The following is a 15,470-nucleotide window of genomic DNA, read 5'->3' on the forward strand; positions in this document are numbered from 1 at the left end:
TCCCTATGCGGTTTCCTTTTTAAACAACTCCCTAAAGACAGGGAAGATGTCTTCAACGGCACGAATGTTTTTCATCGCAAAGTTATCGAATGCGGGTGCCAATTTTTCATATTCGTGCCAAAGCGTTTGATGAGAACGTTTTGTTATTTCAATATATGAGTAGTATTGACAGCTCGGTAACAAATTCTCTACCAGTAGCTCTCGACAGCGGGGGGAATCATCAGCCCAGTTGTCGCCATCAGAGGCTTGGGCTGCATAGATATTCCATTGATCAAGTGGATAACGTTCACGAACGATATCATTCATTAACTTAAGTGCACTGGAAACAATGGTCCCGCCTGTTTCTTGCGAATAGAAAAACTCATGTTCGTCCACTTCTTTCGCTTGGGTGTGGTGACGAATAAAGACGACTTCGACATTTTCGTAGGTGCGTGTCAAAAACAGATACAACAAAACATAAAAACGTTTTGCGATGTCTTTGGTTGCTTGATCCATTGATCCTGAGACATCCATCAAGCAAAACATGACGGCTTGGCTTGATGGAATAGGGCGCTTCTCGTAATTTTTAAAACGCAGATCAAAGGTATCAATAAACGGAACACTTTTGATCTTATCTCTGAGCTCTTGAATTTCCGCTTTAAGCCGTTTTTCCTCCAGAAGTTGAGCCGGTTCACTGTTCTTGATTCGCTCTAGTTCTTCCTCAAGCTCATTCATAAGGCGCTTTTTCCCTGCTGTCATCGCTGTACGACGAGCAAGGGATTGTTGTAATGACCGAACAATAGCAATATTGGAGGGCACGCCAGCAGTTTGATAACCTGCACGGTGCGTTTTCCATTCGGTGATACGATTTATTTGATTTTTTTCAAGGTTAGGCAGCTCTAGATCTTCGAACAGAATATCGAGATACTCATCCTTAGAAATTTGAAATACAAATTCATCTTCACCCTCTCCATCAGGGCTGGCATCGCCTTCACCTGCGCCACCACCTTGACCGCCACCTTTCGGACGTTCAATTTTGTCTCCGCGAATAAATTGGTCATTACCAGGGTGTACTCGCTCTTTTAAGCCTCCTTTGCCTTGATGGAAGACGGGCTCATTGATATCTCTTGATGGAATTGCGACATCTTCACCTGTATCGGTGTTGGTGATTGAGCGGCGATTGACCGCATCAGCCACCGACTCTTTAATCTTTTCTTTATGACGACGTAAGAAGCGCTGTCTGTTGACTGCGCTTTTATTCTTACCATTTAATCGTCGATCGATAAATTGCGCCATGAGTTACCCCTTATCAACATCAAACGTAGAGGAGGGCTCCTTTAAGAAGCCTCTCCTTGATTAGGGTCAGTCTTAAGAAGATTTACGCACGCGTAAATACCACTCAGACAACAACCTCACTTGTTTCTCTGTATAGCCTTTCTCCATCATACGAGCGACAAAATCGTCGTGTTTTCTTTGGTCTTCTGAGGAGGTTTTGGTGTTGAAGGAAATAACCGGCAACAGCTCTTCGGTGTTGGAAAACATTTTCTTCTCAATCACAGTGCGAAGTTTCTCGTAGCTGGTCCAAACTGGGTTTTTGCCGTTATTATTGGCGCGAGCACGTAATACAAAATTAACGATTTCATTACGGAAATCTTTTGGATTACTAATGCCTGCTGTTTTCTCAATTTTTTCCAATTCACTGTTGAGCGCTGAGCGGTCAAATAGCTGCCCAGTTTCAGGATCACGGTATTCTTGATCTTGAATCCAAAAATCGGCATAGGTGACATAACGGTCAAAGATATTTTGACCGTACTCAGAATAAGATTCTAAGTATGCGGTTTGAATCTCTTTGCCAATAAATTCAACGTAACGCGGAACCAAGTAACCTTTTAAGAATTCTAGATATCGTTCTGAAGTCTCTTGTGGAAATTGTTCACGCTCAATTTGTTGTTCAATGACGTAGAACAAATGAACAGGGTTTGCAGCAACTTCGGTTTGATCAAAGTTAAATACCCGCGACAAAATTTTGAACGCGAAACGCGTTGAAAGCCCCGCCATACCTTCATCGACACCGGCATAGTCACGGTATTCCTGATAGCTTTTTGCTTTAGGGTCCGTATCTTTGAGTGTTTCACCGTCGTATACCCGCATTTTAGAGTAAATCGATGAGTTTTCAGGATCTTTCAAGCGCGACAAAATACTGAATTGTGACAACAGTTCGAGCGTGCTTGGTGAGCAGGGCGCTTGGCTAAGCTCGGAGTGGTCGAGCAGTTTTTGGTAAATCTTAATTTCTTCTGAAACACGAAGACAATAAGGGACCTTAACGATATACACACGGTCCAAGAAGGCTTCGTTGTTTTTGTTATTTTTAAATGTTTGCCATTCTGACTCATTCGAGTGAGCCAAAATCATGCCATCAAATGGTAATGCTGATAAACCCTCAGTACCGTTGTAGTTGCCCTCTTGAGTGGCGGTAAGTAAAGGGTGAAGTACTTTGATCGGCGCTTTGAACATCTCAACGAATTCCATCAGCCCTTGGTTTGCTTTACACAAAGCACCTGAGTAGCTATAGGCATCTGGATCGTCTTGAGAGTAATGTTCGAGCATACGAATATCGACTTTACCGACCAGCGATGAAATGTCTTGGTTATTTTCATCACCCGGTTCAGTTTTGGCGATGGCAACTTGGTCGAGAATGGACGGTCTTACTTTGACCACTTTGAATTTGCTAATATCACCGCCAAATTCGTGCAGTCGCTTCGCCGCCCAAGGTGACATAATTGAGCGTAAATACCGTTTATCGATGCCATATTCTTGTTTAAGGAGTTCGCCGTCTTCGTTGACGTCAAACAGACAGAATGGATGGTCATTGACAGGGCTACGTTGCCCGTTGGCTGATAACACATAAATAGGAACTTGCTGCATTAAGGCTTTTAGCTTTTCAGCTAAAGATGATTTACCGCCCCCGACAGGGCCAAGCAAGTAAAGAATTTGTTTACGTTCTTCGAGACCCTGAGCGGCATGCTTCAAGTAAGAAACGATCTGTTCGATGGCTTCTTCCATGCCGTAGAAATCTTTGAACGTATCATACCGAGAAATAACTCGGTTTGAGAATATACGGCTTAATCTAGAATCTTGAGCCGTATCAATAAGTTTTGGCTCTCCTATAGCCATTAATAGCCGTTCTGCTGCGTTGGCGTAAGCACTTTTATCGTCTTTGCAAAGCGCTAAGAACTCTTGAAGCGATAGCTCCTCGTCTTTCGCGGCTTCGTAGCGTGCTTGGAAATGGTCGAAAATACTCATAATGAATTCCCCTCTGAACTTGTCTTACGACAATCAACCCGCATTGAATTGCAAATCCTTTATATTAAAGACTAGTTGGTTTTATGAATTTTGCTTAAAAAAGATATGTTTATTTACAAAGCGTGAGGGGGCTACCGGATTCAAAAAGTCGTAAAAAATCGAATTTTTGATGGTTATATGTTGGTATTTGACGGAAATGTGTTGTGGATTTGGCCTAACTGCAAGATTATTCGTTGAAATTTAGCGCAAATAAAGAAAAACAAAGGTCGCTTGTTTTTGCGACCTTTGCGACAGAAAAAACATGAGTTAAGCGTTGAATATTTGCTGAAATTCAGACGGTGATAAATGATACTGACGTGGGCAGTTTCTCCAACACGTTAACATACGGCTGTATTTTTCTAGCATCGGAGTTTGGCTATTAAAGTGATGGTCGCCTTTATCGAATTGAGGATATAACCCTTCTGAATCAATCAGGAAACGAACGTAATGAACAAGATGAGCTTCAGTGGCGATATCAAAGCCTAAGAAAGTCAAACGACGTTTATCAACTTCTTTTTGTGCTGTGTCTGCGAGCATGTTGTAAGACTCTTGCATCGCATGGTACATCTCCATGATATCGATCACTTTGCGGCAGTCATCTTCTTTGATACAACCGAAGTCTTTCATAATTTCGCGCATTTGCAGTTCATAACCACGTTCAACAATGTTTTGTAGACGCTGATATTTTTCTTTGCTCTCTGGATTGAGCTGAGACATCAAAAAGTATTGGTTTGACAGAATCAAACGTTGAGCATTTGTCATTTCCATGGGGACCTCACAATCGAAAATCTAAAGAATTCGTTATGAATCTAGAGTAGCTTTTGCCGACAATAGGAAACATGATCTCAACACATGTTTTGTTGTAAAAATGCCTTGAAAGTGAAATTTTGGGTCAGTCGTTGTGATAATGATTATAAATATAATCTTTATCCGAAAAAGCACGTAACCATTGAGGCTGAAAGACCGACAACAAAGTCACCGCCATACCGTTAAGTAACGCTTCTGGAAAAGCCAATAAGGGAAGGAAAATCAGATAGTTGTTTTGTATGTCATTCCAGGTATGGTTTTGTATGCCAAGGTGGTACAAGCTGATAGTCAATAGATGCAAGCTTCCAGTTAACGCGCCATTGATAAAACCGGCGACGAAAATGAAAACAAAAATGTTCCTCGGTAGCCATCGATAACTGGCAGTGAACACTATATGGCTAATAATGATGGGAAGTAGGCATGAAAGCGCCAGATAATCGGCAAGAGCGCTCCAATTGAGGTTACCAACCAGGGCCAAAATCAAGCTGACTGGAATCGTCAATAAAAAGGCAACTTTCCAGCCATACATCAATGTGAGAGTCGTCAAAGCTAAAAAGTGAATATTTAATCCGGGCTTAATACCCGCCTGTGCCGACCAAAGCAAAAACAGGCATAGCATGACAGCATACGTCAGATGTTGGAATTGACGTTCTTCAACAAATTTTGGCCAAAAAACACTCGCGATATCTCTGCGCGCAACCCATAACGCAATCACGACCAATATCACCATGATTGTTTGTAACAAGAGCATTGGTTCTTCCTATAAAAATGCCAATCCATATATGATATAGATTGGCATGAATCGCGAGTTTAGCCGAAAAAATAATCAGTATTTCACATTAGGATGATACTGTTTTAGAACGGCAACGATCTTTTCCATCGTTGCTTTGGGCGGTGGCTCAACGCCTTCAAGTGGGTATTCAAGTCCAAGAGCCTCCCATTTGTGTGCACCCAATTTATGGTAGGGAAGCAATTCAATTTTTTCGATGTTACTCATATCCTTAATAAAATCACCAAGCAAATGGGCGGACTCTTCATCGTCGGTGTAGCCAGGTACAATGACATAGCGAATCCATGTGGTTTGATTTATTTTTTGCAAATAGCGAGCAAAATCCAATGTTCTACGATTCGATACGCCCACGAGATCTTGGTGGATTTCATCTTTGAGATGCTTGAGATCTAACATCACTAAATCGGTTGCGGCTAAAACTTCATCAATCACATCGGTATGCTTACGAATATAGCCGTTGGTATCAAGGCAAGTGTGCATTCCTTCAGCTTGCGCGGCTCGAAAGAAGTCACGAACAAACTCGGGTTGCAGCATGGCTTCGCCACCGGAGCAAGTAATTCCGCCCCCAGAGGCTTTCATAAAGTGACGATAGCTTTTCGCTTCATTAATGATCTCTTCAACCGTAATTTCTTTACCACCATGAGTGTCCCAAGTATCTCGGTTATGGCAGTACATACAGCGCATAAGGCAGCCCTGCATAAAAACAATAAAGCGAATTCCAGGTCCGTCTACTGTTCCGCATGACTCAAAAGAATGGATACGACCAGTTGTTGACATGAGCTCATCTCTTATAAGAAGTTTACGAGGTATTTTATTATAAATTGTAAGGATTAAATAGCACTTGTCGTTTCACAGCTTAGAAAAATGATTCACGAATTATCCCCTTAATCACTTTTTGTGTGGTATAAAAACCGAACAACTAATAAAAAAGCATCAAGCAAGAACGAAATGGATAGCACAGGAAGTACTAGATGTTCATCTATATGATGATTAAGGATTTTTCATGCATATGCTTGCACTCTCTCAGAAACAAAAAACTGGGGTGTTCCTAGTTATTCTGACTTTAGGTTTTGTAATTTTAGGGGTTTTCACTGCTTCACGGTTGAATGGCTTAAGCCACCAATATGAACTCAGTGCAAATGTTTCACAAGGCACCGTTTCTTTACTGCAGTTACAAAGTGATATTCTCATTTTGGCCAGCCAACTCAAATCTGTGACGAATGAGCAACTGGATGACACCAAACAGAGTATTGCGGATATCGCGAAAGCCGTTACAGTCGATGCCCAGTTTCTCCAAAGGGTTTCCTTGGCGGATTTTGCTGCACAGTTGACCAAGAGCGTTGATCAATTTGAACAGGCAGTTTCTCCTTGGTTATCACTAAAAAGTGAATTAGGTTTTTCTGTTGACTCAGGGAAGCTTGGTGAGCTTAAAAGGCTCGCTTCAGTGATTGAAAGTAAGATAGCGGAAACCGGAATGGTGACGATAAACTCTGACTTTCAAGCGATGATCAAGGCACAGCAAACTTATTTACTCCAGCCTAACGAGCAAAACTTAACATTATTTAATCGTGCATTGGCGGGGTTTGTGACGATGTCCAACACTTACGCGATGCTGGATTTATACCAACAAGAGATTGACCAATTTAAGTCTACTTTTGAACGCGTCAGTGTCCTTTCACAGCAGGTTGAAGCCTCCGAACAGCAAATGCTGTCAACTGAGTCACAAATGAAAGCGGTGGTGGCTAATGCCAGCCAAGCGCTTGAAACACTCAGTCATTCCTATACTGATGTTGCACAGCAAGACGCTCAACACACGGTATGGTCGGTGTTATTCGCATGTGCGGTGTTGGCTGTGTTTGCCGTCACTTCTTCAGCGCTGCTGGGGGCGCAGCAAAGACGAGCGCTGCTGCAAACCAACCAAGTTATGCAAGCTGTGTCTGCTGGAGATTTGTCGCAGCGTATGGTCGTTGGCAGAAATTCGAAAGATGAATTTAATCAGCTTGCGCTCACCATTAACACCAGTTGTGAGAAGTTAGGTCAGTTAGTTCATCAAGTTCAAGACAGCAGTAGCGCACTTTCAGACAACGCGTCAGAACTTAATGCGGGGCTTGATCGTTTATCAAAAGGCCAATCTGAGTTGCTAGGGCAAAGCCAAATGCTGGCATCTGCCACCGAGCAGGTGAGTGTGACCACTCAAGAAGTCTCTGGCTCGCTTGAGTTTGTAGCTGAAATCAGCCGTAGCTCGACATTAGCGGCTAATGATGGCTCCCAAATTATCGCTACGGCAATTCAGTCGATTGAAGACATTGGGCAGGTTCTTGAATCCGCAGCGGCGCATATTAGCCAACTTGAAGAAGCATCAAGTAAAATTGATTCGGTGATGGACATCATTAATGGTGTGGCAGAGCAGACCAATTTGTTAGCGTTAAACGCGGCGATTGAAGCGGCAAGAGCTGGAGAACAAGGCAGAGGGTTTGCAGTGGTCGCAGATGAAGTCCGCAGTTTGGCGGTACGTACGGTTAGCGCCGTGGAAGACATATCAGGCACCGTTGACCAGATGAAAAATGAAAGCGCGGCCGTGATTGAGGCAATAAGCCAGTCCGAGCGGTCAATGATGTTGGGCCGCGAACGTGGACAAGCGGCAATGTCGGCCATGAGTGGAATAACAGAAAAAGCCGATGAGGCTGCACAAAAAACGCAGGATATTTTTGATGCCATTAAAGAGCTCGCATCAACGAGCCAATCAATGGCAGATAATATGACTCAAATTTCGAGTGCAATGCAAACGCTAGGCGAAAATAATAGCCAATTGAAGGCGGTGAGTGATTTGGTCAATCATCGTTCGAGTGGCTTGAGTGATGATTGCCAGAAATTTATTGTCTAACTAGAAAAATGCAAAGACAGATAAGCTACCGGTTCCGTATATATGGTCGGTAGCTTGTTGATATTCGGCTGTTTTCGCGGTGGTGGTAAAGCTCGCGCCAAAGCGAGAGTTATACCATGCAATCCCTAACACCGCGGTCGCTTGCCAAGGTTCAACGGAGACATTGTAAATTGCGGGGTCAGTCACATCAGGGGTGTTTTCAATCTCAGGGCGGTCGCCTTCGATGGTTAAATCGTTGAATCTATAACGCGCTTCAATACCCGCAAACGCAAACCAGCCTTGAGTAGAATCACCAATCATTCCAGCCTGAAAAGGGTGCTCAGCACTAATGTTGGCAGATCCCATGTTATGGAGTAAATCGCTTCCCCAGCGAAGCATCAATCCCGTCGCGATATCACTTCGAAAGTTGCCGAGATTGATATTCGACACATTCGATATTTCCCAATCAGAATTAAGTGTCATTGCGCCTCGCTGTATATTCAGATGATGTTGGTAACCGATGCTGCCTGCGACTTGGCTTTCTATTTGGTAATCCCAGCCATTCGGATCGTCTGATCCAGTGATGCCGTGCACGATATTTTGTGCTTTATCGGCGTAAGAGTGCTCTCCGGTGACGCCAAGCGTCAGATTGATTTTCTGTGCTCGCTCAGAACTTAAACTGATGTAATTTAATTCGGAATGAAAGAATCCCGCATAAGGGCGATCATTGGCGAGTGGTTCAGTCGCTTCTATATCGGAAGGGGTCCAGATTTTATGCGCGATCTTTACTTCCCATTTGTCGAATGACTCTTCTCCCCAATACGATAAGCTTAAAGGCTGTAACCAAGAGTAGGGTTCTATCTTCGCCGACGTATAAGAAAGGAAAATGCCATTGGTATAATCTTGATCAACGCCGTAGATACCATCGTTATCCAGAGAAAAGGTCAGCGTGCTAAGTGATGAAGCGAAGGTCGATGCACTCAATAAAAGCAGAGGAAAAACGGAAAGTATGCGCATAAGGGCCATGAGATTAAACAAAGAGGCCTTTATCTTAAAAGATATTCAATAAAATGCAGTGAAGTCAGCGTGAATTTAGGCTCAAGGTTGCACTGAATTTATCATCAGCTAACTCTGACATACTGGCAATAAAAAGCCCCACACTAGGCGGGGCTTTAAAACTTAGCAGTGAATCTTATAGAGATTCAGTGAAAGTACGTGCGATAACGTCTTGTTGCTGCTCTGTAGTCAAAGAGTTGAAGCGAACAGCGTAACCTGATACACGGATAGTCAATTGAGGGTATTTCTCTGGGTGCTCAACTGCATCAAGTAGTGTTTCACGGTTTAGAACGTTCACGTTCAAGTGTTGACCACCTTCAATACCAGACTCGTGGTGGAAGTAACCATCCATTAGACCAGCAAGGTTTGAACGTTGGCTATCTTCTTCTTTACCTAGTGCGTTAGGTACGATAGAGAAGGTGTAAGAGATACCATCTTGAGCGTCAGCAAATGGTAGTTTACCAACTGAAGTCAATGATGCTACTGCACCTTTCTCATCGCGACCGTGCATTGGGTTTGCACCTGGTGCGAATGGAGAGCCTGCGCGACGACCGTCAGGTGTGTTACCTGTTTTCTTACCATATACCACGTTAGAAGTGATAGTTAGGATAGATTGAGTCGGAATCGCATCGCGGTAAGTTTTCAGCTCACGAATCTTGTTCATAAATGTAGTCACAAGTTCACATGCGATGTCATCAACGCGTGGGTCGTTGTTACCAAATTTAGGGAAATCGCCTTCGATTTCGAAGTCGATTGCTAGACCGTCTTCGTCACGAACTGGTTTCACTTTTGCGTATTTGATTGCAGATAGAGAGTCAGCTGCAACAGATAGACCAGCGATACCACAAGCCATTGTACGTTTCACGTCACGGTCGTGTAGAGCCATTAGAGACGCTTCGTAGCTGTATTTGTCATGCATGAAGTGGATAGAGTTCAACGCAGTCACGTATTGTTTTGCTAACCAATCCATGAAGTGGTCCATTTTTTCCCACAACTCGTCGTAATCTAGGTATTCACCCGAGATTTTGTCCATTTTTGGACCGACTTGGATTTTCAGTTTCTCATCCACACCACCGTTGATGGTGTAAAGCATGGTTTTCGCCAAGTTTGCACGAGCACCGAAAAACTGCATTTGTTTACCAACGACCATTGGTGATACACAACATGCGATAGCGTAGTCGTCAGAGTTCATGTCTGGACGCATTAGGTCATCGTTTTCATACTGGATAGATGAAGTATCGATAGACACTTTTGCACAGAAGCGTTTGAAGCCTTCAGGTAGTTGCTCAGACCAAAGAACAGTGATGTTTGGCTCTGGAGAAGGACCCATAGTGTATAGGCTGTTTAGGAAACGGAAGTTAGTGCGGCTAACTAGCGTACGTCCGTCAAGACCCATACCACCCATTGATTCTGTTGCCCAGATTGGGTCGCCAGAGAACAACTCATCGTATTCAGGAGTACGTAGGAAACGAACCATACGTAGTTTCATCACGAAGTGGTCGATCATTTCTTGAGCTTGAGCTTCAGTCAGTTTACCTGCTGCGATATCACGCTCAATGAAGATGTCTAGGAAAGTCGAAGTACGACCTAGAGACATGGCTGCGCCGTTTTGAGATTTAACTGCTGCTAGGTAGCCGAAGTAAGTCCATTGGATTGCTTCTTGTGCTGTTTCAGCAGGGCGAGAGATGTCACAACCGTATTTCGCTGCCATCTCTTTGATTTGACCTAGAGCGCGGTGTTGCTCTGCAATTTCTTCACGAAGTTGCATGGTCATTTGTAGATCTTCGCCGTTTTCAAATTTCTCTTGAAGAGAAGTGAATTGAGCAAATTTGTCTTTCATCAGGAAGTCGATACCGTAAAGCGCGATACGACGGTAGTCACCGATGATACGGCCACGACCGTAAGCATCTGGAAGACCAGTTAGAACGCCTGATTTACGACATTTCATGATGTCAGGAGTGTAGATGTCGAACACGCCTTGGTTGTGTGTTTTACGGTATTCAGTGAAGATTTTTTTCACTTCTGGGTCTAGCTCGCGGTCGTACGCTTTGCAAGAACCCTCAACCATACGGATACCACCGTTAGGGATGATTGCACGTTTTAGCGGTGCTTCAGTTTGAAGACCAACAATTGTTTCAAGGTCTTTATTGATGTAACCCGCATCGTGAGCAGTGATGGTAGAAATAACAGAAGTATCGAAATCAACAGGTGCGTGAGTCGCGTTTTCCTGTTTGATGCCTTCCATTACTTTAGCCCAAAGCGTATTAGTTGCTTCAGTACCTTCAGAAACTAGGAAAGATTCGTCACCTTCATAAGGTGTATAGTTTTTTTGAATGAAATCACGAACGTTGACTTCGTTTTGCCAGTCACCTGCTGCAAAACCTTCCCAAGCTTTAGCAAATTGCTCTGCCATGACATACCTACCTTTTTAGTAGAAAAAACCCATACTGCAATGCTGTTGAGCCAGCATCCTTAATCGAATAAGACCAGTACACTCTTAGTAAATAACAATATCTATAGATTCAACTGCGTGATTAAAGCTATACATCTTGTTACTCGGAATTCACCGTTAGTTTCGTAGGAAACCTCTTGCTTGACTCTTACGTTAGACTAAAAAAAATCTACAAACCTTAAACTAAATCAATAAAATTCGAAAAAACGCATAATCTTGAGTAAAAAATAGTCGATCAAATAAAAAAAAGGGTAGCGACATGCGCTACCCTCGATATTTCTCGTTACAGCCAAGCTTTTATACCGTATTGGGTGTCCAGCATACCTACCGCAAGCATAGCAACCAGACAGATGATCAGTACACCACCCGGGATGACGATTTTATCGACAAACGATAGTTTAGAAGCACGTTCTTTATCCCCAATTAAGCCATTGTTATCTAAGAGCATTGTTAATGCCCAAGCCAAAACAGGGTTAACAACTGCTGCGCCAAAGATACAGATACCGGCCGCTTGTGAGTCTTTGGTATCACGAACCATCTGCATACCCGCTTCAAGAAGCGGTAAGAAAACGCCAACCAGAAGAGCAACACGCATTACTGGAGGCCATACGGCAACATCCATAGGGAAGCCGAGGATCGCAATGATCATCACTAAAAGACCAAGAATGATGGCACCACCAGGGATTGGACGCTTCGCGATCGCCGCAGGGATCATGTATGTACCCCAAGAAGAGGTGATGTTACCACCACCGACAGCGGTACCGACCATTTGACGAATTGAACACATGGTCATCGTGTCATCGACATCCATCAATACCTTGTCAGTATTTTTCGGATAGTTCATCTCTTGGAAAATACGGTGCCCAAGGAAATCAGGTGACCACATAGCCACAGCTAAAATCGCAAAGGGTAGAGAGGCAATGAAATGTTGAAGTGTTGGGAGTCCCAATTGCCAGCCTTGTTCTGTGCTTCCCCACCAGTATGCGGGGTTAAGGTTTGGCAGACCCATATGGGTTTCAAATTGAAGATCAAACCCAGCGCCAGCAAGTAACGCAATGATTAATCCTACGAATGCACACACAGGAATTGCGAGCCAGCGTAACCCCAGTTTCGCCAAAATTGCGTAGACCACAATGTTGATACCCAAAACCACTAGGCCTATGTAACCTAAGCTTCCTGCGGCAACTTCTGCCGATTGTAAGCCGGTCGCCCAAGTTTGGATTGAGGTGATTTGACTCATCGTTCCGGTAAAACCGAGGAAAATCAACAAACCGCCAGCGGTACCTTGGGATGTAAGATTCACCAGCTTTGAGCCACCTTTAAAGTAGCTGAGCAATAAACCAAAAATACCGAGTAGAATCGCAAGTGCTAATGGGTGAGCGCCTGCAAGAGCGATAGAACCAATCAATGGAATCATTGGGCCGTGGTTACCCGCTAGGTTCGCTCGAGGGTTAATAAAGCCAGAGGCTAATACACAGAATAGTAGTGCAGGGATAAGCATTTCAACACGCGCGACTTCGATAGCGAAATCTTTACCAAGGTTGATATGGTCCCAAGCTTGGGTTAAGCCATCAGCCCAAGACATCATCACCGCAGAATACATGGCGATGATACCAATGGTTCCAGCGAGTGCTGGTACTAAATCTTCAAGTTCAAAACGGAAGTCACGGCCGGGTAGGTTAAGCCCAAATCGGCGTGGCTTCATTATTTGTAACTCATGGTCCAGATAGTCTGAGCGACTGGCAAATTCAGAAGCTGGGCGATGGAGTTCGCTATAGCTTTTGCTATCGATATCCGAATCAGAGTGCGGTTGTTTGACTGCGTCTGACATAGATTCCCTCTTTATTACACAAAGTGATTTATTCTTATGGGTAATGGATTGTGTTGCGTTAAACCACCGCCCAGTATTTTTTACTGCATGAAACTCAGATTAATTTTGATCTCTAGCACGATCTATACGTGGTTGCATAAATTTGTTCGAGGTCAAATAAAATCTCGTTTTGAAGACAAAGTTCTATGGTGGCGAGTTTAGCTTGGCTCCCGTAAAGGGTGATTGATTTAGATCACTTTAAGTTTGAATGTGAAATAAAACTACAAACTAAGCCACTCATAACCACTTATCTGATATTTAAGATGAAATATTTTTTCATAATGTGAGTTTTCATAGATAACGTAGGCGACCGATCTGCAACATTTATACATCACACATGCAATCATTGAACTGGATCTTGTTTTTACCATAATCTCATGGCTTAACGATGAGGCTTGAAAGTGAGCTGACTGTTAAATATGCATGAAAACTAGCATAATAAGCTGACTAGTGATTTTTTAATCGCATTATGTGACTGAATATTTTCCACTTTTAGGTTAATAATTTGTTGCATGTTGTTTTTGGTAGTGATAATTTGATTAGCAGCTTTGGAACGGAAGCCAAGCAATGAATGAAAATATAGGGAGCAATAGCGCATGAATGATGTACCCGCGCTGAACATCAAAGATCTACATAAAACCTTTGGCCAAAATGAAGTGCTGAAAGGCATCTCTTTAGAAGCCCACAAAGGCGACGTCATTTCCATTATTGGCTCTTCTGGTTCCGGTAAGAGCACTTTTCTACGTTGTATTAATCTTCTTGAAACTCCGACGGCGGGTGATATTTGGGTCAACGGCGAGTTGATTGAAATGAAAGCTAACCGTCAAGGCGATGCTATCCCTGTTAATGAAAAACAAGTGCAGCGAATCCGTTCTCGCTTAGCCATGGTGTTTCAAGGCTTTAATCTGTGGTCACACATGACCGTGCTCGAGAACGTCATTGAAGCGCCTGTTCATGTTTTGGGTGTCCCTAAAAAGCAAGCGATTGAAAAAGCAGAACAACTACTGAATAAAGTGGGTCTGTTTGAGCGTAAAGATTATTACCCAGGTCACTTATCTGGAGGGCAACAACAACGGGCTGCGATTGCTCGTGCGTTAGCGGTTGACCCAGAAGTCATGCTATTTGATGAACCCACCTCGGCACTGGATCCAGAATTGGTCGGTGAGGTGCTTGGTGTGATGCGTGATTTGGCTGAAGAAGGGCGTACCATGCTGGTCGTGACCCATGAAATGGCGTTTGCTCGTGATGTGTCCAATCATGTGATGTTCTTACATCAGGGCAAAGTCGAAGAGCAGGGCGACCCGAAAAAGCTGTTCTCTCAACCAGAATCAAAACGCTTGAAGCAGTTTATTTCGTCTATCTATTAATTGAATCGATTTAGGCAGGTGTCATACGATACTTGCTTAAACAGATAACACTATCTGAACACAACAAAATCTAACAAAACAAAAATACAATCACAGGAGTATGGAAATGAAAAAGTGGTTAGTTGTTGCAGCTTTGGCTGCTACCGCAGCAACAGGTGTCGCTAAAGCTAAGGATTGGAAAACAGTCCGCTTTGGTATTGAAGGGGCATATCCTCCATTCAGCTGGACAGAAGCGGATGGCTCACTGAAAGGTTTTGACGTCGACATGGCCAATGCGCTTTGTGAACAGATGGAAGTGACCTGTAAAATTGTTCCACAAGATTGGGACGGTATTATTCCTTCTCTACTTGCACGTAAATACGATGCCATCATCGCTGCGATGTCGATTACTGAAGAGCGTAAGAAAAAAGTCGACTTTACGAACAAGTATGCGCTTATTCCAAATAAGTTTATTGCCAAGAAAGGCGCTGGTCTTGATTTCAATAATCTCGACGGTGTGAAAATTGGGGTTCAACGCGCAACAACACACGATAAATACCTGACAGATAACTATGGCGACAAAGTCGACATCGTACGTTACGGTTCTTTTGATGACGCGTATCTTGACCTTGCGAATGGCCGAATTGAAGCGGTACTTGGTGATGCATCTGCTCTTGAAGAGGGTGTATTGAACAAAGATGGCGGTAAAGACTACGAGTTCGTGGGTCCCTCGCTGACGGATCCAAAGTGGTTTGGTGATGGCTTTGGTATCGCGGTTCGTAAACAAGATAAAGATCTTACCGCCAAGCTGAATGATGCGATTGCTGCATTGCGTCAAAATGGCGAATACCAAAAAATTCAAGCGAAATACTTTAACTACGATGTATACGGTGACTAATTACACGTAACATCGTCATCATGGCCATTGATGGTCACACATCAATGGCCTTTCTTTTTTGAGTTGA

General features: G+C 43.5%; 11 protein-coding genes. 3 read left to right on the forward strand and 8 right to left on the reverse strand.

Annotated features, from left to right (window positions below; all coding sequences use genetic code 11):
• Positions 1 to 3 precede the first annotated feature (3 nt).
• The 5 genes from M1D72_RS13080 to pflA all read right to left on the reverse strand — a co-directional run bounded on the left by M1D72_RS13080 (position 4) and on the right by pflA (position 5,695).
• Positions 4 to 1,275, reverse strand: coding sequence for a YeaH/YhbH family protein (locus tag M1D72_RS13080; RefSeq protein WP_390190356.1), 1,272 nt, complete (start codon positions 1,273 to 1,275; stop codon positions 4 to 6).
• 72 nt (positions 1,276 to 1,347) lie between these two features.
• Positions 1,348 to 3,282: a PrkA family serine protein kinase gene (locus M1D72_RS13085; RefSeq protein ID WP_456297163.1), complete on the reverse strand. Its 1,935-nt coding sequence runs from the start codon at positions 3,280 to 3,282 to the stop codon at positions 1,348 to 1,350.
• 306 nt (positions 3,283 to 3,588) lie between these two features.
• The gene (locus M1D72_RS13090; protein ID WP_390190353.1) at positions 3,589 to 4,089 is read right to left on the reverse strand and encodes a YfbU family protein; all 501 of its coding nucleotides are present in this window, start codon (positions 4,087 to 4,089) and stop codon (positions 3,589 to 3,591) included.
• 124 nt (positions 4,090 to 4,213) lie between these two features.
• On the reverse strand, positions 4,214 to 4,879 hold the full coding sequence (locus tag M1D72_RS13095) for an energy-coupling factor ABC transporter permease (protein WP_456297164.1): 666 nt from the start codon (positions 4,877 to 4,879) through the stop codon (positions 4,214 to 4,216).
• A gap of 75 nt (positions 4,880 to 4,954) precedes the next feature.
• Complete coding sequence (pflA, locus tag M1D72_RS13100) at positions 4,955 to 5,695, reverse strand: pyruvate formate lyase 1-activating protein (protein ID WP_456297165.1); 741 nt, start codon at positions 5,693 to 5,695, stop codon at positions 4,955 to 4,957.
• Positions 5,696 to 5,921: 226 nt separating this feature from the next.
• Between pflA and M1D72_RS13105 the strand changes: the two genes are divergently transcribed.
• Positions 5,922 to 7,802, forward strand: coding sequence for a methyl-accepting chemotaxis protein (locus tag M1D72_RS13105; protein WP_456297166.1), 1,881 nt, complete (start codon positions 5,922 to 5,924; stop codon positions 7,800 to 7,802).
• Here the strand turns inward: M1D72_RS13105 and M1D72_RS13110 are convergent, their stop codons facing one another.
• The 3 genes from M1D72_RS13110 to M1D72_RS13120 all read right to left on the reverse strand — a co-directional run bounded on the left by M1D72_RS13110 (position 7,803) and on the right by M1D72_RS13120 (position 13,120).
• The gene (locus M1D72_RS13110) at positions 7,803 to 8,798 is read right to left on the reverse strand and encodes a lipid A deacylase LpxR family protein (protein WP_456297167.1); all 996 of its coding nucleotides are present in this window, start codon (positions 8,796 to 8,798) and stop codon (positions 7,803 to 7,805) included.
• Positions 8,799 to 8,973: 175 nt separating this feature from the next.
• A complete protein-coding gene (gene pflB, locus M1D72_RS13115; protein ID WP_456297168.1) occupies positions 8,974 to 11,250 on the reverse strand; it encodes a formate C-acetyltransferase in 2,277 nt (758 codons plus the stop codon).
• Between the two features lie 322 nt (positions 11,251 to 11,572).
• Positions 11,573 to 13,120: a DUF3360 family protein gene (locus M1D72_RS13120; RefSeq protein ID WP_390190342.1), complete on the reverse strand. Its 1,548-nt coding sequence runs from the start codon at positions 13,118 to 13,120 to the stop codon at positions 11,573 to 11,575.
• A gap of 635 nt (positions 13,121 to 13,755) precedes the next feature.
• Here M1D72_RS13120 and M1D72_RS13125 point away from each other — a divergent pair.
• Positions 13,756 to 14,526 carry an ABC transporter ATP-binding protein gene (locus tag M1D72_RS13125; RefSeq protein WP_390190340.1) on the forward strand — a complete coding sequence of 257 codons (771 nt, stop codon included), beginning with the start codon at positions 13,756 to 13,758 and terminating at the stop codon, positions 14,524 to 14,526.
• Between the two features lie 106 nt (positions 14,527 to 14,632).
• Positions 14,633 to 15,403 carry an ABC transporter substrate-binding protein gene (locus tag M1D72_RS13130; RefSeq protein WP_456297169.1) on the forward strand — a complete coding sequence of 257 codons (771 nt, stop codon included), beginning with the start codon at positions 14,633 to 14,635 and terminating at the stop codon, positions 15,401 to 15,403.
• The last annotated feature ends 67 nt before the right edge of the window (positions 15,404 to 15,470 follow it).

The organism is Vibrio sp. AK197 (assembly GCF_053903115.1).